General features: G+C 48.7%; 26 protein-coding genes and 2 pseudogenes. 4 read left to right on the forward strand and 24 right to left on the reverse strand.

Annotation, left to right across the window (positions count from 1 at the left end):
* Positions 1 to 2 precede the first annotated feature (2 nt).
* The 3 genes from lpdA to EDM52_RS07625 all read right to left on the reverse strand — a co-directional run bounded on the left by lpdA (position 3) and on the right by EDM52_RS07625 (position 4,997).
* Positions 3 to 1,424: a dihydrolipoyl dehydrogenase gene (gene lpdA / locus EDM52_RS07615; RefSeq protein WP_122908404.1), complete on the reverse strand. Its 1,422-nt coding sequence runs from the start codon at positions 1,422 to 1,424 to the stop codon at positions 3 to 5.
* Positions 1,425 to 1,595: 171 nt separating this feature from the next.
* Entirely contained in the window at positions 1,596 to 2,687 is a 1,092-nt protein-coding gene (gene bcd / locus EDM52_RS07620; RefSeq protein WP_122908405.1) for a branched-chain amino acid dehydrogenase, read from the reverse strand.
* Positions 2,688 to 2,927: 240 nt separating this feature from the next.
* Complete coding sequence (locus EDM52_RS07625) at positions 2,928 to 4,997, reverse strand: sigma 54-interacting transcriptional regulator (protein WP_122908406.1); 2,070 nt, start codon at positions 4,995 to 4,997, stop codon at positions 2,928 to 2,930.
* A gap of 211 nt (positions 4,998 to 5,208) precedes the next feature.
* Here EDM52_RS07625 and EDM52_RS07630 point away from each other — a divergent pair, with 211 nt between their 5' ends.
* Positions 5,209 to 5,469, forward strand: coding sequence for a DUF2627 domain-containing protein (locus EDM52_RS07630; RefSeq protein WP_122908407.1), 261 nt, complete (start codon positions 5,209 to 5,211; stop codon positions 5,467 to 5,469).
* A gap of 45 nt (positions 5,470 to 5,514) precedes the next feature.
* On the opposite strand, the gene EDM52_RS07635 is transcribed toward EDM52_RS07630, so the two are convergent.
* From EDM52_RS07635 to EDM52_RS07670, 8 genes are all read right to left on the reverse strand, one after another.
* The gene (locus tag EDM52_RS07635) at positions 5,515 to 6,402 is read right to left on the reverse strand and encodes a UDP-N-acetylmuramyl pentapeptide phosphotransferase (protein ID WP_122908408.1); all 888 of its coding nucleotides are present in this window, start codon (positions 6,400 to 6,402) and stop codon (positions 5,515 to 5,517) included.
* A complete protein-coding gene (locus EDM52_RS07640) occupies positions 6,384 to 7,076 on the reverse strand; it encodes a glycosyltransferase family 2 protein (RefSeq protein ID WP_122908409.1) in 693 nt (230 codons plus the stop codon). The genes EDM52_RS07635 and EDM52_RS07640 overlap by 19 nt, the downstream gene beginning before the upstream one ends.
* A complete protein-coding gene (locus EDM52_RS07645) occupies positions 7,063 to 7,620 on the reverse strand; it encodes a copper transporter (protein WP_122908410.1) in 558 nt (185 codons plus the stop codon). Before EDM52_RS07645 ends, EDM52_RS07640 begins: the two co-directional genes overlap by 14 nt.
* Positions 7,621 to 7,629: 9 nt before the next feature.
* Positions 7,630 to 8,796, reverse strand: a complete 1,167-nt coding sequence (steA, locus tag EDM52_RS07650; RefSeq protein WP_122908411.1) for a putative cytokinetic ring protein SteA — start codon at positions 8,794 to 8,796, stop codon at positions 7,630 to 7,632.
* 112 nt (positions 8,797 to 8,908) lie between these two features.
* A complete protein-coding gene (locus EDM52_RS07655; protein ID WP_122908412.1) occupies positions 8,909 to 9,082 on the reverse strand; it encodes a DUF2759 domain-containing protein in 174 nt (57 codons plus the stop codon).
* A 146-nt stretch (positions 9,083 to 9,228) separates the two neighbouring features.
* The gene (locus EDM52_RS07660; protein WP_122908413.1) at positions 9,229 to 10,005 is read right to left on the reverse strand and encodes a class I SAM-dependent methyltransferase; all 777 of its coding nucleotides are present in this window, start codon (positions 10,003 to 10,005) and stop codon (positions 9,229 to 9,231) included.
* A gap of 5 nt (positions 10,006 to 10,010) precedes the next feature.
* On the reverse strand, positions 10,011 to 10,364 hold the full coding sequence (locus EDM52_RS07665; RefSeq protein ID WP_412850167.1) for a VOC family protein: 354 nt from the start codon (positions 10,362 to 10,364) through the stop codon (positions 10,011 to 10,013).
* A 13-nt stretch (positions 10,365 to 10,377) separates the two neighbouring features.
* A complete protein-coding gene (locus tag EDM52_RS07670; RefSeq protein ID WP_122908415.1) occupies positions 10,378 to 11,181 on the reverse strand; it encodes a class I SAM-dependent methyltransferase in 804 nt (267 codons plus the stop codon).
* 107 nt (positions 11,182 to 11,288) lie between these two features.
* On the opposite strand from EDM52_RS07670, the gene EDM52_RS07675 reads away from it, so the two are divergent.
* Positions 11,289 to 12,155, forward strand: coding sequence for a LysR family transcriptional regulator (locus tag EDM52_RS07675; protein ID WP_122908416.1), 867 nt, complete (start codon positions 11,289 to 11,291; stop codon positions 12,153 to 12,155).
* Position 12,156: 1 nt separating this feature from the next.
* Here the strand turns inward: EDM52_RS07675 and EDM52_RS07680 are convergent, their stop codons facing one another.
* The 6 genes and pseudogenes from EDM52_RS07680 to EDM52_RS07710 all read right to left on the reverse strand — a co-directional run bounded on the left by EDM52_RS07680 (position 12,157) and on the right by EDM52_RS07710 (position 15,531).
* The gene (locus EDM52_RS07680) at positions 12,157 to 12,741 is read right to left on the reverse strand and encodes a beta-class carbonic anhydrase (RefSeq protein WP_122908417.1); all 585 of its coding nucleotides are present in this window, start codon (positions 12,739 to 12,741) and stop codon (positions 12,157 to 12,159) included.
* Between the two features lie 154 nt (positions 12,742 to 12,895).
* Positions 12,896 to 13,093 (reverse strand): transcription initiation factor TFIIIB, encoded by a 198-nt coding sequence (locus EDM52_RS07685; RefSeq protein WP_122908418.1) that lies wholly within the window; start codon positions 13,091 to 13,093, stop codon positions 12,896 to 12,898.
* A gap of 12 nt (positions 13,094 to 13,105) precedes the next feature.
* Positions 13,106 to 14,029: an aminoglycoside phosphotransferase family protein gene (locus tag EDM52_RS07690; RefSeq protein ID WP_122908419.1), complete on the reverse strand. Its 924-nt coding sequence runs from the start codon at positions 14,027 to 14,029 to the stop codon at positions 13,106 to 13,108.
* 148 nt (positions 14,030 to 14,177) lie between these two features.
* Entirely contained in the window at positions 14,178 to 14,588 is a 411-nt protein-coding gene (locus tag EDM52_RS07700) for an NUDIX hydrolase (RefSeq protein WP_245996652.1), read from the reverse strand.
* Positions 14,584 to 14,652 (reverse strand): annotated as a pseudogene (locus EDM52_RS25520) (RNA 2'-phosphotransferase); the annotation flags it as partial. The pseudogene EDM52_RS25520 and the gene EDM52_RS07700, both read right to left, overlap by 5 nt.
* A 3-nt stretch (positions 14,653 to 14,655) precedes the next feature.
* Positions 14,656 to 15,531: a metallophosphoesterase gene (locus EDM52_RS07710; protein ID WP_122908420.1), complete on the reverse strand. Its 876-nt coding sequence runs from the start codon at positions 15,529 to 15,531 to the stop codon at positions 14,656 to 14,658.
* Between the two features lie 339 nt (positions 15,532 to 15,870).
* Between EDM52_RS07710 and EDM52_RS07715 the strand changes: the two genes are divergently transcribed.
* Positions 15,871 to 16,242, forward strand: a complete 372-nt coding sequence (locus EDM52_RS07715; protein WP_122908421.1) for a hypothetical protein — start codon at positions 15,871 to 15,873, stop codon at positions 16,240 to 16,242.
* Between the two features lie 263 nt (positions 16,243 to 16,505).
* On the opposite strand, the gene spo0A is transcribed toward EDM52_RS07715, so the two are convergent.
* The 7 genes from spo0A to dxs all read right to left on the reverse strand — a co-directional run bounded on the left by spo0A (position 16,506) and on the right by dxs (position 25,012).
* On the reverse strand, positions 16,506 to 17,294 hold the full coding sequence (gene spo0A, locus EDM52_RS07720; RefSeq protein ID WP_122908422.1) for a sporulation transcription factor Spo0A: 789 nt from the start codon (positions 17,292 to 17,294) through the stop codon (positions 16,506 to 16,508).
* A 301-nt stretch (positions 17,295 to 17,595) separates the two neighbouring features.
* Positions 17,596 to 18,939 (reverse strand): SpoIVB peptidase, encoded by a 1,344-nt coding sequence (gene spoIVB / locus EDM52_RS07725; protein ID WP_122908423.1) that lies wholly within the window; start codon positions 18,937 to 18,939, stop codon positions 17,596 to 17,598.
* A gap of 207 nt (positions 18,940 to 19,146) precedes the next feature.
* Complete coding sequence (gene recN / locus EDM52_RS07730) at positions 19,147 to 20,871, reverse strand: DNA repair protein RecN (RefSeq protein WP_122908424.1); 1,725 nt, start codon at positions 20,869 to 20,871, stop codon at positions 19,147 to 19,149.
* A gap of 15 nt (positions 20,872 to 20,886) precedes the next feature.
* A complete protein-coding gene (gene ahrC / locus EDM52_RS07735) occupies positions 20,887 to 21,336 on the reverse strand; it encodes a transcriptional regulator AhrC/ArgR (RefSeq protein WP_122908425.1) in 450 nt (149 codons plus the stop codon).
* A 6-nt stretch (positions 21,337 to 21,342) separates the two neighbouring features.
* Positions 21,343 to 22,200, reverse strand: a complete 858-nt coding sequence (locus EDM52_RS07740; RefSeq protein ID WP_122908426.1) for an NAD(+)/NADH kinase — start codon at positions 22,198 to 22,200, stop codon at positions 21,343 to 21,345.
* Between the two features lie 110 nt (positions 22,201 to 22,310).
* Entirely contained in the window at positions 22,311 to 23,129 is an 819-nt protein-coding gene (locus tag EDM52_RS07745; protein WP_122908427.1) for a TlyA family RNA methyltransferase, read from the reverse strand.
* Positions 23,126 to 25,012, reverse strand: a complete 1,887-nt coding sequence (gene dxs, locus EDM52_RS07750; protein ID WP_122908428.1) for a 1-deoxy-D-xylulose-5-phosphate synthase — start codon at positions 25,010 to 25,012, stop codon at positions 23,126 to 23,128. The genes EDM52_RS07745 and dxs overlap by 4 nt, the downstream gene beginning before the upstream one ends.
* 431 nt (positions 25,013 to 25,443) lie before the next feature.
* Between dxs and EDM52_RS07755 the strand changes: the two are divergent.
* Positions 25,444 to 26,471: pseudogene (locus EDM52_RS07755) on the forward strand (M3 family metallopeptidase); the annotation flags it as partial.
* Between the last annotated feature and the right edge of the window lie 51 nt (positions 26,472 to 26,522).

The raw sequence follows: 26,522 nt of genomic DNA on the forward strand, positions 1-26,522 counted from the left end.
TGCTAATTGTGAATCGCTTTTCCGTCAACGGCGAGGGCCGCTTCCATGATCGCTTCAGAAAGGGTCGGGTGAGGATGGATCGTCTGTCCGATCTCCCACGGTGTTGCATCAAGTACGCGTGCAAGACCTGCTTCCGAGATCATATCCGTCACATGTGGACCAATCATGTGAACACCGAGTAGATCGTTGGTATTCGCGTCTACCACTAATTTGACGAAGCCGTCATTCTCACCCTCAATCAACGCTTTTCCCAGTGACTTGAAGCTGAATTTACCTACCTTCACTTCATAGCCCTTGGCCTTGGCTTCTTTTTCCGTCCAACCGACATTTGCCACCTGAGGACGGCTATACGTACATTTTGGCACTTGCGAGTAGTCCATCGGGTGCGGCATCAGTCCAGCCATATGCTCGACTGCCAAAATGCCTTCATGGGATGCGACATGGGCCAGCTGCAATCCACCGATTACGTCACCGATCGCATAAATATGGGATTCTGCAGTCTGAAAATGTTCGTTTACGACGATAGCGCCTTTTTCTACCTTGATTTCTGTCGCTTCCAATCCAAGGTTCTCTACATTGGCCTGACGACCGACAGAAACAAGAATTTTGACAGCTTCAAAGGTTTGCACACCATTTGCCGTCTCTGCTTGAATCTTGACCATTCCTTCCCTTTTTTCCACCGATTCAGCCAACACCTTGGCACCCGTAACGACCTGGATCTTCCGTTTTTTCAACAAGCGAGCCATTTCTCTGCTGACTTCCTCGTCTTCAGTAGGCAGAATCCGGTCAGCGTACTCAACGACGGTTACCTCAACGCCAAAATCGCCGAGCATGGAAGCCCATTCAATCCCGATCACGCCGCCGCCCACAATCACGACGGACTTCGGCAGCTCTCCCCACTCCAGTGCTTCATCGCTCGTCACAACCTGTGAACCGTCGATGACCAAGCCTGGCAAGGTACGCGGGCGGGAACCAGTCGCAATCATGAGAAAGCGTGGAACGATCATCTCTTGATCGCCATTTTCCTTTTCAATTCGCACGGCGCCAGCCTGAGGAGAAAAGATCGACGGTCCCATGACGCGACCGAAGCCTTCAAAGATCGTGATGCTCCCTTTTTTCATCAGGTATTGAACACCCTTATGCAATTGGTCAATAATCGAGTGTTTGCGCTCTTGCACCTTCCCGAAGTCATAGCTCACTTGACCTGCGAGTACCCCGTATTTATCACTTTCCTTCAAGGTAGCAAACACTTCTGCACTGCGCAGTAGAGCCTTGGAGGGGATGCAGCCTCGATGCAGGCAGGTTCCACCCAGCTTTTCCTTCTCGACAATCGCGACCTTCATTCCTAATTGGGAGGCGCGAATCGCTGCTACATATCCGCCAGTCCCTCCACCGAGGACAACTAGATCAAACTCCTGAGACATTTCGATAACCCCTTTCATCATGCGAGCCACAGAGCGGTATCATCGGCGCTGCTTGAGAAGTCCCTATTTTTTGGATAGCTAGTATGAATATTCAAAGAACGTAGCGTATGTAAACCCTGACTACGGAATCAAAGGTCGGTCTCGCAGTCAGGGAATGAAAGCTTCGAAAAATTAACGATGATAAACAGTCTTGCCATTTTGCAGGAAAGTATTACGCGATTTAGCAACACGTGCAATTCTTTCTTCTGCCATGCGGTCAGCCGCCTTGTAGGAAGGCATGCCATCGCGCTGTGCAATTTCAAAGACACGCAGGATATTGTCGTAGATCGTCTCTACTTTTTTCAAAGCACGTTCACGGTTGTAGCCTTGCAGCTCATCCGCGACATTGATGACTCCACCTGCATTGATCACATAATCCGGAGCATAGATCAGCCCCATTTCGTGGATGACATCTCCATGACGCTCTTCCTTCAGCTGATTGTTGGCAGCTCCCGCAATCACCTTCGCTTTGAGCAATGGAATCGTATCGTCATTGATGATGGCTCCCAAAGCACAAGGAGAGAAAATATCGCAGTCCACACTGAAAATCTCATTCACACCGACTGCTTTGGCACCGAAATCTTTCACGGCGCGATTCACATTTTCTTCGTTGATGTCTGTCACGATCAAGTGGGCTCCCTCTTCATGCAGGTGACGGCAGAGATTGTAGGCTACGTTGCCTACGCCTTGAACAGCCACTACACGGCCGGAAAGGTCATCGCTACCGTAAGCCAGCTTGGCAGCTGCTTTCATCCCTCTGTACACGCCGTATGCCGTAACAGGGGATGGGTTGCCACTGGAACCAAAGGCAGGCGAAACACCCGTGACGTAATCGGTCTCCAAATGGATCAGATCCATATCCGCTACAGTAGTGCCTACGTCTTCTGCTGTGATGTAGCGCCCATTCAAGCCTTGAATATATCGACCAAACGCCCGGAACATTTCTTCGCTCTTGTGTTGGCGAGGGTCCCCGATAATGACTGCTTTCCCTCCACCGATATTCAATCCTGCCGCTGCGTTCTTATACGTCATGCCACGTGCCAATCGCAGCACGTCAACAATCGCTTCCTCTTCTGTTTTATACGGCCACATGCGCGTACCACCCAATGCTGGCCCCAGAGTCGTATCATGAATACAAATGATGGCTTTCAGACCAGAGTTCTCGTCTTGGCAAAACACCAGCTGTTCGTAGTCGTATTTTTGCATGTAATCAAAGATGTTCAATGAAGAAACCTCCCTAGTATCATTCGTTCTCCGCTACATTCGTAGATGAAAGCATTGTGGTTAGCAAATGAGAAATCTTACCCTCTGTTAGCTATTGCAAATGTCGTGCCAAGAATACAACATCCGTGAAAGCGCTTTATTTCAAGGGGGATTGATACCGACAGGATAAGATGGATGTGCAATTTATTGCATGCTTAAGCAAAAACATGCATGCAATTTATTGCGCACTTTTGTTGGTGATTATCTCTCGTCTTCCGTTATACCCAGTTTCTCCATTTTGTAATACAAGCTCCGAATGGCAATTCCCAAGCGTTTTGCTGCAAGTGTGCGATTTCCGTTTGCCGCAAGAAGCTCTTTGCGGATGTGGTTCCTCTCCGCCTCTTCGACGGCTTCCTTCAGCGTGATCCCTGTACTGCTCACGTCCTCCTGATGTTGAACAGCCGTAGCATTCGCCACCTTTCGTTCCAGCGGCGGCAAATGCTCTGGCAAAATGACTCTCTCATGTAGCCGCATATGAATCATCGCTCTGCCCAGGACATTTTCCAGCTCGCGTACGTTGCCTGGCCATTGATAGGAATGCAGGATCTGCATCGTCTCCGGATCGATTTCCTCCACGTTTCGCCCGTATTCCAGATTGTCTTTACGCAATAAATGCATGGCCAACGGATAGATGTCATCCACGCGTTGGCGCAGTGGTGGAATGTAAATGGGAATGACGTGAAGCCGATAGTAGAGGTCTTCGCGAAAACGACCTGATTGAATAGCGGATTCCAAATTCACATGTGTCGCGGTAATCACACGAACATCAATTTCGATGGGCTTAGTCCCGCCGACCCGAACGATTTCACGCTCTTGCAGAACTCGTAGCAGTTTGACCTGCATACTCATCGACAGCTCACCGATCTCATCTAAAAAGATCGTTCCTCCATTGGCTTCTTCAAAAAGCCCTCTTTTCCCCCCGCGGCGCGCACCGGTAAATGCCCCCTCTTCGTATCCGAACAGCTCGCTTTCCAGCAAGCTTTCCGAGATAGCAGCGCAGTTGACCCGGATAAATGGCTTGTACTTCCGCACGCTCTCGTTGTGAATCGCGTGGGCAAACAGCTCTTTCCCAGTCCCTGACTCACCTCTGAGCAAAACCGTCGCGGGTGTCAGCGCAGCCCTTTTCGCTTGTTCGATGGCAGCATGCATGGATTCACTCAGTCCGATAATATCGGCAAATGAATACTTTGCCTCCAACGTGCGAATGATGCGATGCGCCTTCTCCAGCTCTTCCGTCAAACGTTTAAATTCGGATACGTCGTGAACGACACCGACACTGCCCTTGAGTGTTCCGTCCACGAGTACTGGGGCGACGTTTACAATAACGTCTTTTCGCTTAGAACCGACTTTCATCGGGACACCGCGAACCGCTTTTTGGGTTTTGAGCACCTGCATGTGCATGCTTTCTCCCTCGGAAATGTCGACCGTAGCTGGCTTTCCGATCACTTCTTCGGGTGTCAGTCCCGTCAGTCTCGTATAAGCTGGATTGATCATCAGCCCGTTCCCGTCCTGGTCTACGACTGATATCGCCTCATCCGAGCATTGGATGATCGCCTCCAGCATACTTTGAAGCTCTTTGAGATCAGTGATTTCCTCGGCTAGCGCCATCACTTCTGTACTGTCGCGAAAAATCGCTACGGCCCCAACCACGTCCCCACGCTCATTGCGCACAGGAACACGATTGGTGATGATCCTCGTCTTGTTCGGCAGAATCTGCTCCTGATTCAATTCTGCCAGGCCTGTCTCTAATACAATATGTAACCGTGTGTTGGGTATACGCTGCGCTACGTTGGTTTCCAAAACCGTAGCTGCATCAATACCCATCAGCCGTTCTGCCGCTTTGTTAAACAACGTAATCATGCCATGTCGGTTCACGCCGATAATCGCATCGTGTGTAGAGTTCAGCATCGTCTCCCGTTCACGTTGATTTTGCATCATGACCGCAATCAGCTTGTCACGTTCGCGAATCAAGCGCATGACAATACGTGTAAAAGTACCGGGAATCAACACTGTCTTTTCCGGCTTTACACGTCTGAGACTTTCGTATTCCTGTAAATCACCCGTCGCTTCCAGGATGACATCCAGATCAGGTTCCAGGTACGGATGGTAGTCGGTATCCACTTGAATCCCAAAGGATCGCGCTAGTTCCAATCCTGGCGCATCCTCACTGCGGTCCACGACGGCCACAATCTTCATCCGCTCCATCTGGTTGAGCATCCGCAGCAAGGCTGTTCCGCCTCGTCCGGCCCCTACGATCAGCAGCTTGTGCATGGTACGCTCCCTCACTTTACCCTTACTCGAATTCCATTGTACTCCAATGCTGCCGCGATGGACAGGCGATCTTCCCTAACGTGCGCTCGCTCAATGCTTTGAGATTCTAGACAAGCATGAGGGCATCCGATATGATGGGTAAAGAATCACGGAGCTAGTTTGCTCATGCCGGGTGAGGGTCCGGCATAAGAAAGAAAGGTGTGAACCACCCTTGGTCGGTCAAAAATTGGTCGCGCTCTTGATCATGGTCATTCCGGCAGCCATCGCCATGTACGGAATCAAGCTGATCCGAGACGCATTTTTCTATTCCATCGGTCCAGATACCAGCTTTTTATGGGGAAAGCTGATTCTCGGGGTACTTTGTTTTGCTATCCCGATCACCTTCGTCGGTGGCTTTATCCTGCACCACGAACGCAAAAAAAATCGTGTACAGCCCCGCTTCATGATTCCAGAACCGGATGATGAGGATTAAGGGCAGCAAAACGAGAACCAGGCTGATCCACTGCCTGGTTCTTCGTTATTTTTCAGCTTCCGCTGACCTTCCCCAGCTGTCGATTCGCTTCAGCCATTTAACCTCCGCGATGATCTGCGAAAACGAAACGAATTCCGATGCAACTTGCAAAAATAGAAACAGGATAAAAAGAACAGCTTGCCCCTGCCATGGGACCCCCTGTACGAGCGCAAAACCCGCTGCAAAGCCCAGAACATTGGCTCCTGTATCTCCCAGCATAATTTTGCCGCCTGCATCATGACGAAACATCAGAATTGTCGAGATAAAGATCGGGAGCAGCCACAGCCATCCACTTGTGTAGCTGACTGGGTACACGGACAGCATGGACATGATCATTCCCAGCAGCAGGATCAGCCAAAACACTTTGATTGCCCGAGCGGGTCTGAGATCAAACAGATTGAGCAGATTGGACGAGACGGCAATCACACACGCTCCCAGCAACCATGACCAGAATGAATCGGTGAGTCCATAGGCGATCAACATCGCCGTACTGCCGCCGCCCCATACCTTCCACAACCCGCTCGTCATCTTGCGCTCCCGCCATAATGCTCCAAAATGTCCGCGAAACCCTTTGATCTCTTTTTCCAACGATGCATCATCCAGCCAGCCCCAGAATGCCATAGACACGATCCCCAAATGAAACCATACGCCTTCCTGTACAACCCGACCCGCTGTTTGCTTGGACAACAAGAACAAGAGAAGCATCACTCCCGTCATGATGGTCGAGAACACAATTACCAGCCCGCCAGCGGTCACAATCTCTGTCCCCCTGAAATTGGTTCTTCTCATGCCCTTGTGCCACAGCTTTTGTTCCATGACCGGCAAAAGCGGCCTCTGTATGAGAATGGGAAGTCCCATTCCGATCACCAAGGCCGTTATCCATTCCGCGTCCAAGCTTGTCCCTCCCACCATTTGCGACATAGGGTACGACCGATAGCTACAAATTCCTTTCCTCGATGTCGGTACCCAGACCAGTCGTTGCCCGTCTCACGATGGTGAAATGCCACAGGAACTTCCATTACACGATATCCTGCACGCAAAGCGTCGACGGTCATCCCGACTTCCACACCAAATCCCCCATCCAATCGCCTTAAACGATGGAGCAGCTCACGACGCAGCGCTCTTTGGCCAGATAGTGGAGCATGCGTCTCAAAGCCAGTCAGATACCGGATCCCGTGATACGCCAGCCCCTTTGCCAGTCCCATCCCCGCCTTTGCTTTGGGCTTGGGCAAAACGGCTACTGCCAGATCGCATCTGTCCTCCATTACTGGCCCTAGCAGGTGGATAGCTTCTCCTGCACTCTCTCGCAGGTCCGCATCCAGAAGCAGTATGACGTCCCCGCTTGCTTGCTGCCAGCCCGTTTGCAGCGCTGCCCCTTTTCCTCGGTTCGTTGGCGTAGGAATGACGAGATCGGCCCATTTTTTTGCCAAATCGCTCGTAGCGTCGGTACTGCCATCATCTACAACTATGACTTCATCACAAAAAAAGCGCTCACGGATCGCCCGAAGTGTAGAACCGATCGTCTCTGCTTCGTTGTAGGCCGGGATCACGACACTAACTTTTTTCATGCTCGATCCTCATTTCGGTTAACAGTTTTTGCACATTTTCCAACAACTCCCATTGGCTGGCTGGGGTCAGAGGCACCTGCTCCACATGCAGCCATCGGCTCTTCTCAGGCAATTGGCTCAACCACTCCGGTTTCGTCGGTGCAAACAAAAGCAGAGGACCATCTATCAACGCCCCTTTTTCCTTATACGGGACAAGCTCGATGCCAACAGAGTTCATCACCTGCGAGATTCGCGCCATATTCAGCTCAGGGGCATGCCAGTAGTAAATCTTGCTCCCCTGCAGCTCATTGGCGTAGCGCATTGCCATCAGATGAATCACATCTTGATTGCTTTGTTCGATTTCCTTTAACATACGATTCATCTGTTGCTTTAAATCGTTGTTGCTTTTCAAGGCCTGATCATACTTCGCTTCCATTCTCGTCAGCACTTCCTGTTCCCCGAGAGCAAACCAGGAATGACCTGCCGTTCCACCTAACAGAATTCCTACGCCCAAAGCTAGAAAAACCGATACCAACGTTAGAAGATGATAGCGAAAATGAATCATGCGTACCTCCTAAAACGCCCAGATTCGCCACTGCATCCACAGCATTTGGGCTGCATGACGCGCGATGGGATTAATCGCTAACGCTGCTCCGATCGGGGCAATCATGGCAGCCAGACACCAGCCCCACAGCTTCCAGGACCAGCGCGGCTGATACAGCTGACTTACTCCTTTGGCATCTATCAATTTCGGTCCAATCTTGGTGCGGACCAACAGCGTACTTGCCATGCCTTTTCTACCTTTTTCCAGAAAATCAATCATGTTCGTGTGGGTTCCAATTGTAACAATCAATTGCGCTTCATTTTCATAGGCAAGCAGCATCGTCACATCTTCGCTCGTACCAGGTGCGGGTAACAGCGAATAGCGAATGCCTAGTTTTTTTAACCGTTCCTCGCCTGGCGAAAATCCATTCGGAAAGGCGTGAACGACTACTTCCGATCCGCAACGCAAGGCTTTATCGGTTACACTGTCCATATCCCCCACGATCAGATCTGGTTGATAGCCTGCTTCCAGCAAAGCATCAGCCCCGCCATCGACCCCAATCAAAACGGGACGACACTCGCGAATATACGGGGTAAGTGTATTCAGATCCTCCTTATAGTGCTTGCCTCGCACAACGACGACAACATGTCTTCCATTCATTTGTGTGGCTAGCTTCAGAGGATACAGCGGCTTCAAAAACAGATCCTTCTCGCGCCCTGCGTATTGCAGGGTATTATCAATAAACAATGAAAGCGTATGATCCAATCGAGCATGTGCTTCCAGCCATCTCTGCTGAATCGTCTCCATCGTGACAGGACGCAGACTAGCCATGCACTCCCATTTTTCCTGAGTATGCCTAAATAGGACTTGGTCTCGAATACTGACGTAGGAACCGTCCAGTTGCTCTATCCAATCGATTTTACGCTCCAAGGACTGCCACTCAAATAAAGGCATACCTGCTTTCAGTAGGCAACGTGCTCCTTCTGCCGGATAGTGACCTGTCATGAAGGGGGAGAGATTGATTACAGCCTTCACACCAGCTTCAAGCAATGCAATCGCTGCCATTTCGTCCACATCTGCATGATCGATTAACGCAATCTGATTGGAGAGGATACGTTTGCAAAGGTGCTTGGTTTTACGATCGGCCGCAATAACTGCCGAATACGTCTGAGCACCACGCTGTTTATACTTTGGCACCTGTTTCCACCTCCGTACTAGTATGCTAATAATTTCCGGTCGTCATGCGTACATACACGAAAAAGGAGCTGTGCAGATTGCACAGCCCCTTTTTTCCAATTCTTTTACATCCCTATCCTTGTGTAGCGTAGTAAAGGATCAGTCCATCACAGAACAAAAATACGACAAGAGAGACAAATCCAAATGCGCTAGCGAATTTGTTCTTCGCTTTTACTGAGCGCAAAAATCCCCAAGCGATAAAGAATGTGAATACCAGCATCAAGAAATCGAAGAAAATAAACTTCATAGTTGTAACAACTCCTTTAAAGAGATGAAGCTAACCGGAATACAATGGCAATTTTCATTATATAGCTTAGCCCATTGCGTTACAAGTCGAAACCTATTTGTGACAAAGGATTTCACAATTTCGCTTATTTTTTCTGGTAGTATGCCTCACTCTTTCGTTCCTATCCAAAGGCTCCATCTATCCTTCTCGACAATTGGCTGCTGCTCTGACAGCTTTTGTCCCATATAGTCCACGAGTGCCTCCAATTCTACATCGGAAAGTGCATGGAGGATCGAACGACCGGTACGGTCTAAAAGGTCGGCTTTCAGCTCATCCCATACTCGATACGTACGCCGAACCTCCCACAAGGTGTGGAACTCCAAGCATGACAATCCGTTTCTTTGTTGGGCAAGCATGACTTGTTCTCGTTCAGGACGTCTGTTTTTCTCCGTGTCCAGTAGATGAGGATAACAGGAAAAAAAGTAGCCGCGAATGTGCTCTGCAGTCCCAGCAAACTGAATATCCTCCAAGGTACGATCCTGTATGATGCACATACCACCTGGCCTAAGCAGCCGGAACATTTCGGCAAAAAACGCATCCAAATCGTCCAGATGGTGAATCAGTGCCCTTGCAAATACGATATCGGCACTACAGTCAGGCAAACCCGTATTCAGGGCATTGCCATGCAAGAAGGTAATCGCAGCCAGATCTTGTGTATTTTCCCTTGCTGCCGAGAGCATAACCTGAGAAAAATCCACCCCGACGACAGATGCAGCACCGAGTTCCAGCCATGCGCGACTGTAAATGCCGCCCCCGCTCCCGACATCGATGACATGCTTTCCTGTAGGGTCAACGAGCTTTAGCATCGCTTGGCTCCATGACTGATCCACAGCACGACCGCTGTAGGTGGCTTTGTTTTTTTGATCATGGAAATCAATATTCATGATGATTATTGTAACTCCATGAATTCCAATCGATTGCCAAACGGATCCTCAGCGAAGAAGCGAATGATTCCGGGTATATCATCATCTACACGAAAGGAAACGTCATTGTCCTTCAGATGCTGCATGAGTTGCTCGATGTTGCGTACCAGAAAAGCAGGATGTGCTTTTTTCGCGGGAGTAAAGGATGATTCGACTCCGATGTGGATCATTTGCGCTCCACATTGAAACCACACACCGCCACGTACGCGCAGCTTCTCAGGCTTTTCCACTTCCGCCATCCCTAACAGACTACCGAAAAAGCGGCGTGCTTCTTCCTCACAGCCGACTGGCGCGGCCAATTGTACGTGATCTAAACCCATCCATTCATGTGTCCTATTTGTCATTTCTATCGTTCCCTTCTTTTTGACAGAGGACCATCCACTCATCAATCTGATGCGTGATCACTCGCTGGTCCTTCACTTGTACTTCCAAATATGCGCGTAATGAATCGGGGGCTTGGAGTATAAATTGCTCGACTTCCTCTTCCTGTTCTTTTGATTCAGACGTGCGCTGCACCCATTGTTGGAACGCAAACTTCTTTTTGTTCTCCTTTTCTCTTGTCGCTTTTAATTGATTTTGCTCAAACAGTTTCTTCCATTCCCGAGGAGACAGACATCGCTCATGGCTTAGATCACGCATTTTTTCGATTGTATTGACGAAATCAGCCACTTCGTTGGTCTCGGGCACTACATTGTCAATGAACAAGAATGAACCACCGACTCGCAACACACGGCTTACCTCTCGGATAAAAGCATCCGGATTGGGAAAGTGGTGTGCAGCGATCCGGCATGTGACAATGTCAAAGGCTCCATCCAAAAACGGAAGCTTCTCCGCATCTGCCTCTACATACATGATGTTCGTTGCATTTTCTCGTTGATTGGCACGAGCAGCGGCTTCCAGCATGGGTCTCGTCAAATCTGTTGCGACGACAAAATCTACTTCTGCTGAAAGGGTACGAGCCACATGCCCACCACCCGTCGCAATATCAAGGACGACCCAGTCACGCTGTGGCTTCAACCACTCGACCAGCAGCTTCAGGTCATCCCCCTTGGCATGGGTTTGACTTTGCACATAGTGTTCGGCATTTTTTCCAAACTGTTCACGTACCGCTTGTTTGCGCTCATCTGCATATTCCATGTTGAGCACCTCCTGTCCTCTATTTTATTCCCAAAACAAACCAATTTGTTATAGAATACCGATAACCAGATATCAATCATTTCGATAACAAGGAGACTGTGATTGAAATGGACCAACAAAGCCTCGAAGTTTTCCTTACCATTGCCCGACATGGATCGATCAATCGCGCTGCTCAAGTCTTGTTTCTCGCCCAATCCACCTTGACGCATCGGCTCAAGCAACTGGAAAAGCAAATTGGCACCACACTTTTCGTGCGGACTTCGACTGGTGTGGAGCTGTCGAGCGAAGGCAGAAGGCTACTCCCCCTCGCGGCCAATATCGTGGAGCAGATGCGTCTTTTTTCCCAGCATCATGAACAGCGTCAGTCCCTTACGATCGTCGCTGGCAAGTCGTTTATTGCCACGGAGCTTCCTCGATTGCTCGGGAAGTATCGCCAAGCTCATCCTGCATTTACCTGTTACGTCCGTTCTACCCTTTACGAAGAGTCCCTCGCTGCTTTGTTAAGCGGTGCTGCGGACATTGCCTTTTTAGGCAGTGAAATCTATCATCCTCATATTCACCAGGAGTTTTTACCCAGCGATCAAATCCTGCTCGTCACATCTCCGGATCATCCCTGGGCCAGTCATTTCCCGGGCTTTCCTGAATGGGGAACAGAAGCCATGATCGTCTTTGGCAACCATACTGCTCCCTTTCGTCAGCGGGTTGACCGCTTTTTGGCTCAACAAGGTGTTTTTCCCAATATCATTATGGAATTGGACAGCTTTAGTGCTGTCAAAAAAATGGTCGAACAGTCGTTAGGCATTGCCATGCTTCCCTCGCGCATCGTCGAGGAGGAAGTGGAGCAGGGACGATTAGTCGCACTCGATATTGCTGACGGCACGTTGACTCGCCCTACCCTGTTGGCCTATTTGCAGCCAAAAAAAGAGGACGATCCTGTTGTCCAGTTCGTCCGTTGGATGAAAGAAGTGTATTAAATTAGTTCGCATCCTCTTGTTTTTGCTGATCGTACCCGTTAATGACCACGTCCAACCTTCCTGTAGCCGGATCAATCAACAATCCGTGTACAGGAATGTCGCGTGGTAGCAGAGGGTGATTCTTGATGGTTTGGACGCTTTCTTTTACGCTGTCATCTACACACTCAAAGCCTTGCAGCCATTTGTTCAAATCAATGCCTGCATTCTCCAGTACGGAAATGGTATCCGTTCCGACACCTGTTTCCGCCATCTTTTTCATGACACTTTTGCTATCGATGACACTCATCCCGCAATCATAGTGTCCAATCACCATGACTTCCGCAGCATTCAATTCATAGATCGCAACCATGATACTCCGCATGATACTACCGAAGGGATGAGACACGACCGCTCCGGCGCTTTTTACATGCTTGATATCACCATTGCGCATGTTCATCGCTTTGGGAAGCAGCTCTTCCAACCGTGTATCCATGCAGGACAGGACTACGAGCCTTTTGTCAGGAAATTTGGTTGTCTGGTACTTTTCATAATCGCGATTCGCGACAAACTCGCGGTTGAATGCGAGAATTTCATCCAAATTACGCATGGTGCACCACGTCCTCTTGCAGAAATGTGTTTTCATATATTTTACATGGATTTTCGAGCCGTTCAACTGATTTTGGCACTTTCAAGCAAATCCGCAGTTAAAAGCGAACTTCGACCAGGCATGCCAGCACTCGGAATCAGATCTTGCAACAAGCTTATTTTTCCTTAAATCTTACAGGCTTTTCAACATAGCTGTCTATAACATACCCACAATCGGTACAGATGGAATGGATTAATGTCGATCCAACTGAAAAAAACTTATTGTAGGGCAACACTACGGCGTGACCCGCTTGCTTCCCTCTGCCAATTTCACTGCACCCGCACTTCGGACATTGTTCAACCTGTTTTTCCATGTGCTTCCCTCCCTATTCATCGCACTCAAAATCTGGCTGCAAATACCAGCTCGGGACATCGCGTTTGAATCCATCATACCAGTCCAATACTTTCTCGGCACGCTTCAGCATCTGCTGTACTTCCTCATCACCAAAAGGAATCGCCCAGTGTATCGATGACAACTGGTTGCAGGCAATGTATAAAGCCATCAGTCGAAAGAACAGCTCTGGCACATTATGATTAAAGTATCCGTGTATGCGTCCTGATGCGAAAGGCGCACTCACATTGGCACACCATGTAATGCGATTGAACTCTTCCCACGGATCTCCATAGTCCAAGCGGTTAAAATCAATAATGCCCAGTTCACCAGACTTGAGAATGAGCATATTCCCGATATGATAGTCACCATGCTGAAACGTTTGCGGACGGTCTTTCAGTAAATATCGATTCTGTTCCATGAAATCGATCATCCGCTCGGCTCCCTCAAGATGAATCCCACAAGATCGATAGTTATTCAAATATCTGTTGATTTTGTCATGATATCGTTCTGCCCATGTCCGTTCGTTTCTTTCAGATGGCACTTGATGCAAGCTTCGCAAATAATCTCCTGACTGAATACCTAAAAGATATTGTTGCTTCTTGGTTAAGGCAGGGAGCACATCCCCTGCATCCTCGCCATCGATCCATGTATACAAGGCATATACCGACTGTCCGTTATTGCATATTCCAAAAGCAATCGGTCTGGACATCAAGATGTTTTTCCTGTTTATTTGTTTAACAGTCTCAAATTCCGATTTCTTGCTCTCAAATAACGAGATGTCCGATACTCTCAACAGCCATTGATCTCTATTTCGCGTTTGGACAAAGTATTTTTTGTCTGTAGACCATCCTTTTTTTATTTCCTTTACGACGTCCCAATCGTTGGAACCCGGTATATCAGCAAATGGTTGACTCATTCAGTTCCCCCTTTTCCATCGCTTTGCTTTTTATTCATTCATGTACAGCTCCACTGCCGTTCAAATTCATTTTCATCCAGCTTGCCACCGAAGAAACCGCCTGTTTGGAATTTGACCGTGCGATACTCCCATTTATCCATTAGATTCCTCACCTTTCTTGCCTAACCACTTTTTTTATGGAATTTTTATAGCCTTCAGGCATCGGAACATCATCGATGCAGTCAACGTCGAACCCCTTCCATTCGGAATGTTCTTCGCTCACTTTCACACGATCGATTTCATTCGATTCGCAAAGATAGGTAACTATCAGTACATGCCTACCAGCAATGACTTCATATACCCAAACGTCAACGCAATGGATGACGGAGCAAGCTATCCCCAATTCTTCACGGATTTCTCTTCGTAAACAGTCTTCAGGTATTTCACCTGGTTCGAGTCTCCCACCAGGCAATTCCCATTCCAGTCTGTCATTTTTTAATAAGATGACTTCATTCTGATGGAGAAGAATTCCTTTTACGGATACTGGGAGTTGCCAGTTCATATCGTCACCTTCTTCCATTCTCATCCAACTCCAACTCATATTCGTGAGGGGCGTGACGTAGAGCATAGGATAATTCCTCACTCTCCTAAGCCTTTCCTTGCAAAGTAAACACCGTAATCTCCGGACGGCAAAAAAAGCGCACAGGCAAAATAGTCGTTCCCAGACCTCTGTTGATATAGACCTGTAAGTGGTTGTTATCGCCCACCCGATATAGCCCCTGCACATATTTTCTTGCAAGCGGCGGGGTCAAAATATGGCCAATCCATGGTAATCGCACCTGACCTCCATGACTGTGACCGGACAATTGTACATGTATCGGATATTGTGCAGCTTTATCAGCAAAATCAGGTTCATGGGCCAACAAAATGACCGTCTGCCCTTCCGGAATGTTGGCGGTTGCGCGTGCCAAATCAGGTGACCCGTGCAAGACATCCTCGACACCTGCTATGTATAAGGAGTCGTCATTTTTGTTAATGGAAATATGCCGATTATCCAAAACTTCAAAACGCGATGCGGTCAAAGCTTCCGTCACGGCATTTTGTTGCCCTAAAGCATAATCGTGATTTCCCAATACAGCGAATTTTCCTAATGGCGCATGCAGCTGACTCAGTATCGGAACAGCATCCACCAAAGGTGCAATCGACTCATCCACCATGTCACCGGTAAAACAGATCAGATCCGGTTGTTCATTCTGGATCACAGAGACAATCCGCTTCAGATCATTTGCTTCCATGTGATGCCCGAGATGAACGTCACTGAAATGAACCACTTTTGTTCCTCTAAAGCTTTCAGACAAGCCAGGTATCGCGAGCGGGATTCGCACCACATCCAGCCATGTCCGTTCCCATCCGTAGGCGTAGGCGCTTGTCGCCACACTCAACCCTACGAAACCACCTAACCATTTTATCCCTTTTCTGAGAAACGTTTCGCGCGAGATTGGAGCAAATTTTGGATCACTCATGTTTTCTCCCTTCGCTCATTTTTCTAGCGGTCTTTATCTTGAAAAGTAGCTTTTACCATTTGCTGAACAATGTGTATTTTACATTGACGTATCAGAGTATCGATTCGTTTGGCCCTGATATTTCAGAAAGGAGCTCTCAATGGGACAGATGAGAGAATTTTTTTTGGCAGAATGCTTTGTTTTCTCTCCCAATTATTATAACCCCTTTTCCAGTATCTTAAGAAGGCAACCCAATTCATCGCATTCCTATGCAGAATTAAACGTTTGCCTAATGAATAACTGTGCTCTTGTGCATATAGTAAATGATGCTATGGTTCATTAATGAAGGAGGGTCATGCTTTGGCGATTGGAAAGATTCAGCAGGTTACTCTGCCTTTTCCTTCGACCTGGGATCTACACGCAGGTGTTGGAAGAAGGCCAATGCGTTCTGCAAAGCTTGTCATCAACTCGGTTATGAATAACCGGGTAAATGGCACCGTTAATTTTCGCGGCACTCCTCTTCCTATTGAAGGCGTCTGGGATGAAGCTGCGAAACAAATTCAATTTGAAACCCCTTTCGCAACATACGTTGGTCAATTATCATCGTTTGACGAACCCACGATCAACATGAGGCACTATATGATGAGAGGATCTCTTAGAATGAAACCTCCTTCGACTTGGGCGGGAGAAACGGGTTCGTGGGCAGCTACTACCAGTTTTCGCATGAGGTAATTCATTTGGAGTGATGAAGTTTATTATCACCGTGTTATTATTCATTCAACACTTCCAATAATACCAAGTATTCCCGAATTCGTACCAGCGTTTCTGGCAGGCATACAACCAATACAAAAAGACACTAGCTTTTTTTGATGAGCTAATGTCCTTGTGTATTGGATCAGAATATTCTAGTGTTTCGCCAACGTTATCGGTGAAGGCTTCTTTGAAGTGCAATACAGCATGTAATCCACACCCTAAAACCCTTGCCTAACCTACTCTCAGCTAATCTTCGCCTCAATCCGCAGCTTGTCCGCCACCATCGCGATGAACTCGCTATTGGTAGGTTTTGCCTTGGTATTGGAGATGGTGTATCCGAACAGGCTAGAGATGGAGTCCAGATTACCTCGCGACCAGGCCACCTCGATCGCATGGCGAATGGCACGTTCTACACGGCTGGCTGTAGTATTAAACTTTTTGGCGATGTCAGGATACAGAACTTTGGTGATGGAACCCAGCAGTTCCACATCGTTATAGACCATGGTAATCGCTTCACGCAAATATAAATAACCTTTGATGTGAGCTGGGACACCAATCTCATGGATAATGCTCGTAATGCTTGCATCCAGATTTCTTCCTCTGACTGCAAGAGGGGATTGTGGCTTGCTTGCCGAGACAAAGGAAGATGCTGGCTTTGTATTGGTGATCTGGCGAATGCGCTGCGCCAATACCTCCATATCAAATGGCTTGAGAATATAATAAGCCGCACCCAGTTCCACTGCCTTTTTCGTAATTTCTTCCTGGCCAAATGCTGTAAGCATAATAATCTTTGGCTGTGGACTAAGTCGCATGGCTTGAATCTGTTCAAGCACAGCCAATCCATCCAGGTGTGGCATGATAATATCCAAAATCAACACATCAGGTACGCGGTCTTGAAGAATTCTGACTACCTCATTGCCGTTGTACGCCACGCCTATGACATCCATGTCATGCTGGCTGCTGATGTACTCTTCCAATAAGCTTACAAATTCACGATTATCATCTGCTAATAACACTTCAATCTTGCTCAAGGTCGTTCCTCCTAACAATGGACGGTCTTTTGGGAAAGAAGGTGACATTCTAAGAGGCAATAATATCCGGATGAGTCCCAACCATCTTTTCTCTATGAAAAATATTCGACAAACCCATATCCGTTCCTGCCAATGACGAAAGTTTGAATGAATTACCCGTAATTTCGACAAAGAACTCTTTAACCCGTCATGTACAAGCATATTTGCTCATCAAATTTAGACGTTTTCTTCCCTTCATTCGTTTCAAAACAGTTTATGGGAAAAGCCGCCTCGCTCAGTGCGTGACGGCTCTCGTCGTGTGTTAGGCTGCTGAATCGGTTGTAGGGTTGTTTCCTTGTGACTGAGGAGTTTGCCGGACATTGATTCCAGCGTCCTGCAGCATCCATTCAATGTAACAGCCGTATCCAGAGGTCGGATCATTCACAAATACGTGTGTGACAGCCCCCACAATCTTTCCTTTTTGGATGATCGGGCTTCCGCTCATGCCCTGTACGATGCCACCCGTCTTTTCTAATAGCCGCTTGTCTGTAACCTTGATGATCATTCCTTTGGTAGCGGGAAAATGCTGTTTGACGACATTGGCTATCTCTATATCAAATTCTTCCACTTTTTGCCCATTCACGACCGTCAAAATTTTAGCTGGCCCTTCTTCTACCTGTTCTGCCAAAGCTACAGGCAACGGTTCATTGTAGTAGCTGCGCTTTGGCTCATCCTTCATCTTGCCAAAAATACCAAACTGCGTGTTTTTGGTGATGTTGCCCAAGACTTCGCTTTCATTGTAAAAACGGGCAAATTTCTCTCCTGGGTTTCCGCTTTGTCCTTTTTCAATCGATGTTACACTGGCCTGTACAATCTGTCCATCCCCTACGACGATGGCCTGTCCCGTATCCACATCCGAAATGACGTGCCCCAAAGCGCCGTAGGCCCTGGAATTGGGATCGAAGAACGTGAGCGTACCTACACCTGCTGCCGAGTCCCGAATGTACAGACCCATCCGGTATTCCTCGTCTTTCTGATCTTTGGCAGGATGCAAGGTCAGTGACAGCTTTTCTTTGCCACGCACCACCAGCAGCTGAACAGGGCTGTTCTTTTTACCCGCTTCATTGATGAGCTTTTTCACATCGTTCATGTCGTTGATGTACATGTCATTGATTTTTACGATCATGTCACCGACGTGAATACCTGCCTGCTCACCAGGGGAAACCTTCTCTTTTCCGTTGTTCACCAGATGATGCCCGACAACCAGAACACCCGCAGTTTGCAGCTTTACCCCGATAGACTGGCCGCCCGGGTAGAGACGCAAATCAGGCAGCACATTCACTTTTACAGCCTTCAGCGGAATGTTTCGCCATTTTACCTGCAAGTTGGCTTCACCGGCACGTCTGGGTTCAACAGACATGGGCTTGCTCAGATCCACGGACACTTCACGCGCCTCTGTCCCATTCACATGCAAAATGTCCGGGTTGCTGTTGACCAATGTTCCCATGACAGGCATGGATACACGCAATTGTTCGAGGGACCCTTCCATCAGTCGCAGCTCGCGGGGAAAGGAGGACAGATCGCGGAATGGGGTGGAACAGACGACAAGCGCCGTGAGGAGAAGAAGGAGACTTCCAATCCATTTTCTATTGTTCTGTCGGATCACCAGCAATCACTCCTACCGTTCCCTACCTACACCTACATCAAACACCTCCACCTTGTGTACTTATAATGTTGCCTCATGCCACGCGGATTATGTCAGGAAAATAACCCACTTGCTTAACTTGCTTTGTATAGTAAAGGTAAAAAACCGAATTTGTTGGTGCAGGGCAAAAAGGCCTTGCCGAGAACGCAAAGAAAAAAGACTGCCAACTTAGTTGACAGCCTTTCTTCCGCGACCGAGCAAAATCATTTCACGCGCGTGTTCTTTTGTTTTCGTCGTTACTTCAGCGCCACCGAGCATTCTTGCCAGCTCGATCACCCGGTCATCATCGTTCAAACGCTCGACTCGGGTCATGGTCTCATCTTCACTCATTTCTTTTTTAATCAGAAAATGAGCGTCGGCCAAAGAAGCCACTTGAGGCAAGTGTGTGATACACAGAACCTGCCGCTTGCTTGCCACACGGGCTAGCTTTTCTGCAATCGCTTGGGCTGCCCTGCCACTTACTCCCGTATCGACTTCATCAAAAATCAAGGTTTCCACTTGGTCTGTACCCGCTAAAATCGTCTTAATGGCAAGCATAACACGGGACAGTTCACCCCCAGAAGCGATCTTCGCCAGTGGTCGAAGTGGTTCACCAGGGTTAGGCGAGATGAGAAACTCCACTTGATCCATCCCATTTGCATCCACATAACGGTGGAAGCCATCGATCTCCACACCGTCCTCGTCCATCATTTGGCGGACGGTAATCGCAAAACGGGCTCGCTCCATATGTAGCTCCCGCAATTGCTGTTCGATCTCCTGGGCCAGCTTGGTCGCACAATCCTGCCGAATTCCGGACAATTCCAGGGCTTCGACAGCCATGTCAGCCGCTAGCTCGGAAAGACGCTCTTGGGCTTGTTGCAGACGATCTTCGTAGTGGTGCATATCATCCAGCTCGTCCTGAATGGTTGCTGCATACTCCAAAATATCATCCACGCTTTTTCCGTATTTTCGCTTCAAGGATTGAATCAGATCCAAACGACGTTCTACCTCTGCCAGCTGCTCCGGTTCAAAATCCATCTGATACGAAAGATTGCGCAATTGGTGAACGGCGTCCTCTACCTGGTAATAAGCGCTCTGAACGCTCTCTACGATAGGGGCCAATTGCTCGTCAAAAGCAGCTACACGTTCGAGTTCACTCATGGCGTGACCGAGCCAGTCCATCCCTTTTTGATCGCCATACAGGGAACGATATGCATCCTGAATAGAGGAATACACCTTTTCGATGTTCATCCACTTTTTGCGCTGCTGCAGCAGTTTATCATCCTCGCCGGGCGTTAGAGCCGCCGCCTCGATTTCATCCAGCTGATACTGCAGAAGATCCATTCGTTGGGCAAGCTCTCGGTCATTGCGCGCCATCCGCTCCAGATCCTGCCTGGTTCGGCGATATGCCGCGTACAGCTTGCTGTATTCTGTTTTCGCAGAGCCGAGCGCGTGTTCTCCATAGGCGTCCAGCCAGTTGATATGCTTGTCCGCCTGCATCAGCATGTGTGTGTCATGCTGCCCGTGCACCGTTACCAGCCAAGGCCCGAGCTCTCGCAGCATAGCCAGTGTAATCAACTGCCCGTTCAAGCGTATGATGCTTTTTCCTTGACTGGAAATATCTCTGCGCACGACCAGCATGCCGTCCTGTTCGATCTGCACACCCATGCTCTCGCAAACAGCAAAGGCAGGATGACCGCTCGGCAGTTCAAATAGCCCCTCTACCTCAGCCCGCGATTCTCCGTAGCGAACGAAGTCAGCAGACGCCCTTCCGCCGAGCAAAAGTCCCAGTGAGTCGATGATGATGGATTTTCCCGCTCCCGTTTCACCCGTCAGGATGTTTAAGCCCTTTTGAAAGGAAACGGTAACGGATTTAATGATCGCAAAATTTCTGATCGATAGTTCGACTAGCATCTTCAGGTACCACCTTTACAGCATTTTCAGTAAACGCTGTGTCACTTCTTCTGTTTTCTCTTTGGAACGACAAATAATCATGATGGTGTTGTCGCCACTGATGGTTCCCATAATTTCTTCCCATGGGAGATTATCGATCAGCTCTGCAACAGCGTTGGCGTGACCAGACAAAGTCTTCAATACAATAAAATGATCGGCATGATCGATACTGACAAACGAATCGACCAGCATTCGCTTGAGTTTTTGCAGGGGATTAAATTTTTGCTCGGTAGGCATTGAATATTTATACCGTCCGTCGGGCAGCGGTACCTTCACCAAATGAAGTTCCTTGATGTCCCGAGACACCGTTGCCTGCGTAACAGAATAGCCTGCCTCACGCAAACGGTCTACCAGTTCATCCTGTGTTTCCACTTCCTGATTGCTGATAATGTCTCGAATTCGGATATGTCGTTGCCCTTTATTCATACTGGATTACTCCCATTCTCCTTGAAATTTCGTGCGAATTGCTTCAAAAAAGCCACCCTTTTTCAACTTGATCAGCGGTGTTACATACGGAGACTTTCTGATAAAGATCTGGTCTCCCCCTTCGAGCCTGTAGCCGAGCTGACCATCAATGGAGAGGCCCATCTCCTTGTGAATGGCGTCTACCTCCACTCGAATTGTTTGGTTGCCACCGAGCACCATCGGACGAGCTGTCAAGGAATGCGGTGCTACTGGCGTAAGCAACAACATGTCCACATTGGGCGCAACGATCGGCCCTCCAGCAGACAGTGAATAGGCTGTCGAACCAGTCGGTGTCGAAACAATGACCCCATCGCCGCTAAAGGTGGCCACGTACGCGTCATCCGAATAGACGGCACATTGAATAATACGGCAAAACGATCCTTTTGCAATGCCAATATCGTTCATCGCCGTGTAAACACCAAGTGTCACGCCTTTACGAATCAGCGTGGCTTCCAGCATCGTACGCTCTTCCAGATCATATTGACCTGACAAAAGATTATCTACCGCATGCGGCAGGTTATCCGGCTCGGCCTCTGACAAGAAGCCTAGCGTGCCGAGATTGATCCCCAGTATCGGCACGGATCTTCCTGCGAGCTTGCGGGCAATGCCCAAAAGGGTACCATCTCCGCCGAGCACACAGATCAGATCAGCCTGCTGGCCCATTTCTTCTACACGTGCCCCAAGCTCCGTCCGTCCCACATCGGAGGCGACGTTTTCATCGAGCAATACATGCGCCCCTCTCACTTCGAGCAAATAAAGAAGTTCTCTGGCGACGATCCGGGCCTCGGGCTTTCCTTTATTTACGATAATTCCGATTTTCTTCACATGGCCCACCCCAAACTGGTTGGAAATCCTTATACAAGTATACAACTTTTCATGCATAAATAAAAAGCCTCGATTGAGACAAAAAACTCGAGGCTTTGGTTTCATGGTGATTATTTTAAAGCTGCATGAGCGGTTGCGACCACATCAGCCACACATTTGAGCCAGGCCTCAGCATCGTAGCCGCCCTCATTTTTTTGCATATGCAGGACAAACTCGATGTTTCCTTCACCGCCGGTAATGGGTGAGTAATCCAGTCCGCGCAAGGAAAAGCCTAATGAGCTGGCAAATTGACCGATATCCGTCAGAACAGACTCATGGACATCCGGATCACGCACAATTCCGTTTTTACCCACTTTTTCTTTTCCAGCCTCAAACTGTGGCTTGACCAATGCCACCACATCGCCGTCCTGCTCCAAAAAGCGGTATAGGACAGGCAGGATGATCTTCAGCGAGATAAACGAGACGTCGATCGAAGCCGAATCTGGCTTGTCATACGGAAAAGCGTCCGGGTCCAAATGGCGAAAATTGGTCCTCTCCATGACGACTACCCGTTCATCCTGCCTCAAGCTCCATGCCAGCTGTCCATAGCCGACATCGATGGCGTACACACGACGCGCCCCATTCTGCAGGGCGCAATCGGTAAAGCCACCAGTAGATGCTCCAATATCCATCATGACGCGGTCAGTCATATCGATGCCAAACACGCGCAATGCTTTCTCCAGTTTGAGTCCCCCCCTACTGACGTAAGGATGGACTTCCCCTTTTACACTAATGGCTACATCTTCTGCCAGCTTGGTTCCCGGCTTGTCGCAGCGCTCGCCTGCTACCAGCACCAAACCTGCCATCACTGCAGATTTGGCTTTTTCTCGCGTTTCGTAATGCCCTCTTTCCACGAGCAGGACATCTAATCGTTCTTTTCGTACACTCATGCTTCCACTACGCCCTTCGTCACTGGCATCCAGGCGCGCACGCGGTCAACAAGGTTCTGCGCTGTAAGTCCAACCTCTTCCCGCTGTTCCTTCACGCTTCCATGCTCTACAAAGTAATCCGCAACCGCTACGATCTCGACAGGCACGTCGTGGTAGCCTGTGTTCGCGTAAAACTCGAGAACCGCGCTTCCAAAGCCGCCCATCGCTGCGCCCTCTTCGACTGTGATGATTTTATAACCCTGTTTGGCCAAACGGATCAACAGTTCTTCATCTAAAGGCTTACAGAAACGCGCATTGATCAGCATCGGCTGCAGACCTTCTTCTTGCAGCTGATTGACGGCTTTTTCTGCAATTTCAAAAATATGTCCAAAGGATACGATCGCGACGTGATTCCCTTCCTGAACAATCTCTGCTTTTCCGATGGGCAGGACATCCATGTCAGCATCCATCTTCACTCCACGTACAGGCAGACGTGGATAGCGGTAGGAGATCGGCCCGCCATCATAGACAGCGGCAGTTTTCATCATGTGTCGCAGTTCATTTTCGTCCTTAGGAGCCATAATAACCATGTTCGGCACAGTACGCATAAAAGCCGTATCGTACATTCCCTGGTGAGTTTCTCCATCGGCCCCTACTAGTCCGGCGCGATCCACGGCGAACACGACATTCAGCTTCTGTCTGGCAACATCGTGAATCAACTGGTCGTACGCCCGTTGCAAGAAGGTGGAATAGATGGCAAAAACCGGTTTTAATCCTTGGGTGGCCAGTGCAGCAGCGAACGTACAGGCATGTTGCTCGGCAATCCCTACGTCAAAAAGCCGATCCGGGAACTTTTCCCCAAACGGAATCAGGCCGGAGCCAGCAGGCATGGCAGGTGTAACCGCCACGAGTCTACTGTCCTCGTCTGCCAATTGAATCATGGTTTCCGAAAAAACAGATGTATACGTAGGTGCGGATTTCGGTGTGTCGCCTGATTCGATTTTGTACGTACCAATTCCGTGCCACTTGACCGAATCCGCCTCAGCAGGAGCGTAGCCTTTTCCTTTTTTGGTGATCGCATGGATCAGGACAGGACCCTTCGTCTGCTTCGCTATCTTCATGGTCTCCAAAAGCAGCTCCATGTTGTGGCCGTCGATTGGACCGATATAAGTAAAACCAAACTCCTCGAACAAGACACCCGAGACGAGCAGATACTTCATGCTGTCCTTGAAACGCTCCGCGAGATTGGCCAGCTTGCCTCCTACTGCAGGAACCGCTTTCAGCCAATGCTCCAGTCCGTCTTTTGCCCACTGATAGTTCTCTGCAGAACGCAATTTACCCAAATAATTATGCAAAGCCCCTACATTGGGCGCAATCGACATTTCATTGTCATTCAATACAACGATTACATTTTTTTGTTCGTGGCCAATATGGTTCAACGCCTCCAAGGCCATTCCGCCTGTCAGGGCACCGTCACCGATCACAGCTACGACGTAATTTTTTTCCTTTTTCAAGTCGCGCGCAGTAGCCATCCCCATTGCAGCAGAGAGAGATGTACTGCTGTGACCTGTTTCCCAAACGTCGTGCGGGCTCTCGTTCATCTTGGGAAAACCGCACAAGCCTTTATACTGTCGCAATGTCGGAAACATATCCCGACGACCAGTCAACATTTTATGTACATACGCCTGATGCCCCACGTCCCAAATCAGCTTATCCTTAGGACTGTTGAATGCGTAATGAAGAGTCAGGGTCAGCTCCACCACTCCAAGGTTGGGAGCAAGATGGCCACCTGTCTTGGACAGGTTTTCAACCAGAAACTGTCTGATCTCCTCTGCCAGCGTATACAACTGAGGTATCGTAAGCTTTTTTAAATCCTGGGGATCATTTATGTTAGTAAGCAGCATTGGTATTCCTCACTTTCAACTGGTTGCTTCTCCGGTGATTGGGCATGCTGCATTCCAATCCATCTCAAGCGAAAGGTTATGTCAGTCTTGAAAAAAACAAGTGTCCATCCTGTATACGAATCACGTCTCAAAACGTTTCTCACAGAAAAAGGCTCCACCTGTTTTGGCAAGGCCCCTTTTGATTTATGCTTGTATCAACTTGATTTATTATAACGGTTTCTTATAAAAAACACCACTCTTCCTCGTGCCCTGTTCACAGGCTCAGAATCTGGTAAAATTAGTAATGATCAAAATATTTTGAACGAGGGAGTGAACACTCTCATGAAGTTCAGTCAATTGGAATACACACGATTTGATATGCAACAGGTTGAAAAGGAGTTCGCTGATCTTTTGAACGATTTTAGATCATCCGCAAGTTTTGAAGAACAAGACGAGCCCAGTTGGAAGAGAAATGGGGTCGACAGCTTCTCCGCATTGCGGAAATGACCTTGCGCACCTTCTCACCTGATGTGGTGGAGGATCTGCAGGAGGAAAACCGATTGCGGACAGCCTACATGGCGATCAAAGCTTCTGCCAAAATTCCTTTTGATGGCGAGGAGCGGACCCTTCCTCAGCTCGATCCGTTCCTGCTTTCTACAGACAGAGAAGTTCGCAAAAGGGCAAATGAAGCCAAGTACGCGTTTTTCCAAGAGCACAGCGATGCGCTCGAATGAATCGCTCTGACTACAATGCGGAAATGGTGGCGCAGTTTCGCTCACAGGTGCTGGAGCATATCGTCCCACTTGCTTCCAAGCTAGTGGAACGCCAGCGTGAACGAATCGGATTGGATTCCATGAAATACTACGATCTGCCCTTTCAATTCGTTACAGGGAACCCGACGCCCAAAGGAACGTCTGAGTGGATTGTCGAGCAAGGCAGGCACATGTACAGCGAGCTATCCTCCGAGACCAAGGAATTCTTCGACTATATGCTGGACCGCGAATCCTTAGATCTGCTGAGCAAGAAAGGAAAGGACACGGGCGGATACTGCACCTATCTGAGCCACTTTCAGCTTCCTTACATATTTGCCAACTTCAATGGGACCTCCGGAGATATTGACGTATTGACTCATGAGGCTGGGCACGCCTTTCAAGTGTATGAGAGCCGTGGCTATCAAGTGCCGGAATACCACTTTCCCACATCAGAAGCGTGTGAAATTCACTCGATGAGCATGGAATTTTTGACATGGCCGTGCCCTTCCGTAATTACGACGAAATGCCTTATCTGGAAGAGGGCGGAGGAAAATAGGACACAGGCTTGGACCGATTACTTGGCATTGTGTCGTGAGGGAGGCAGCAAATCATTTACTGAGCTGATTGCTGTTGCGAAATTGGACTCCCCGTTCGAAGCTGGCGGTATCCAATCTGTCATGAAAGATGTGGAGCGTTGGTTAGATCAGATCGATGACAAAGCGCTGTAAGCGATCCCCTGAATACAAAAAGCTGGCTTCTTTTTGGGAAGCCAGCTTTTT

Origin of the sequence: Brevibacillus invocatus (assembly GCF_003710915.1) — a bacterium.
GTDB lineage: Bacteria > Bacillota > Bacilli > Brevibacillales > Brevibacillaceae > Brevibacillus > Brevibacillus invocatus.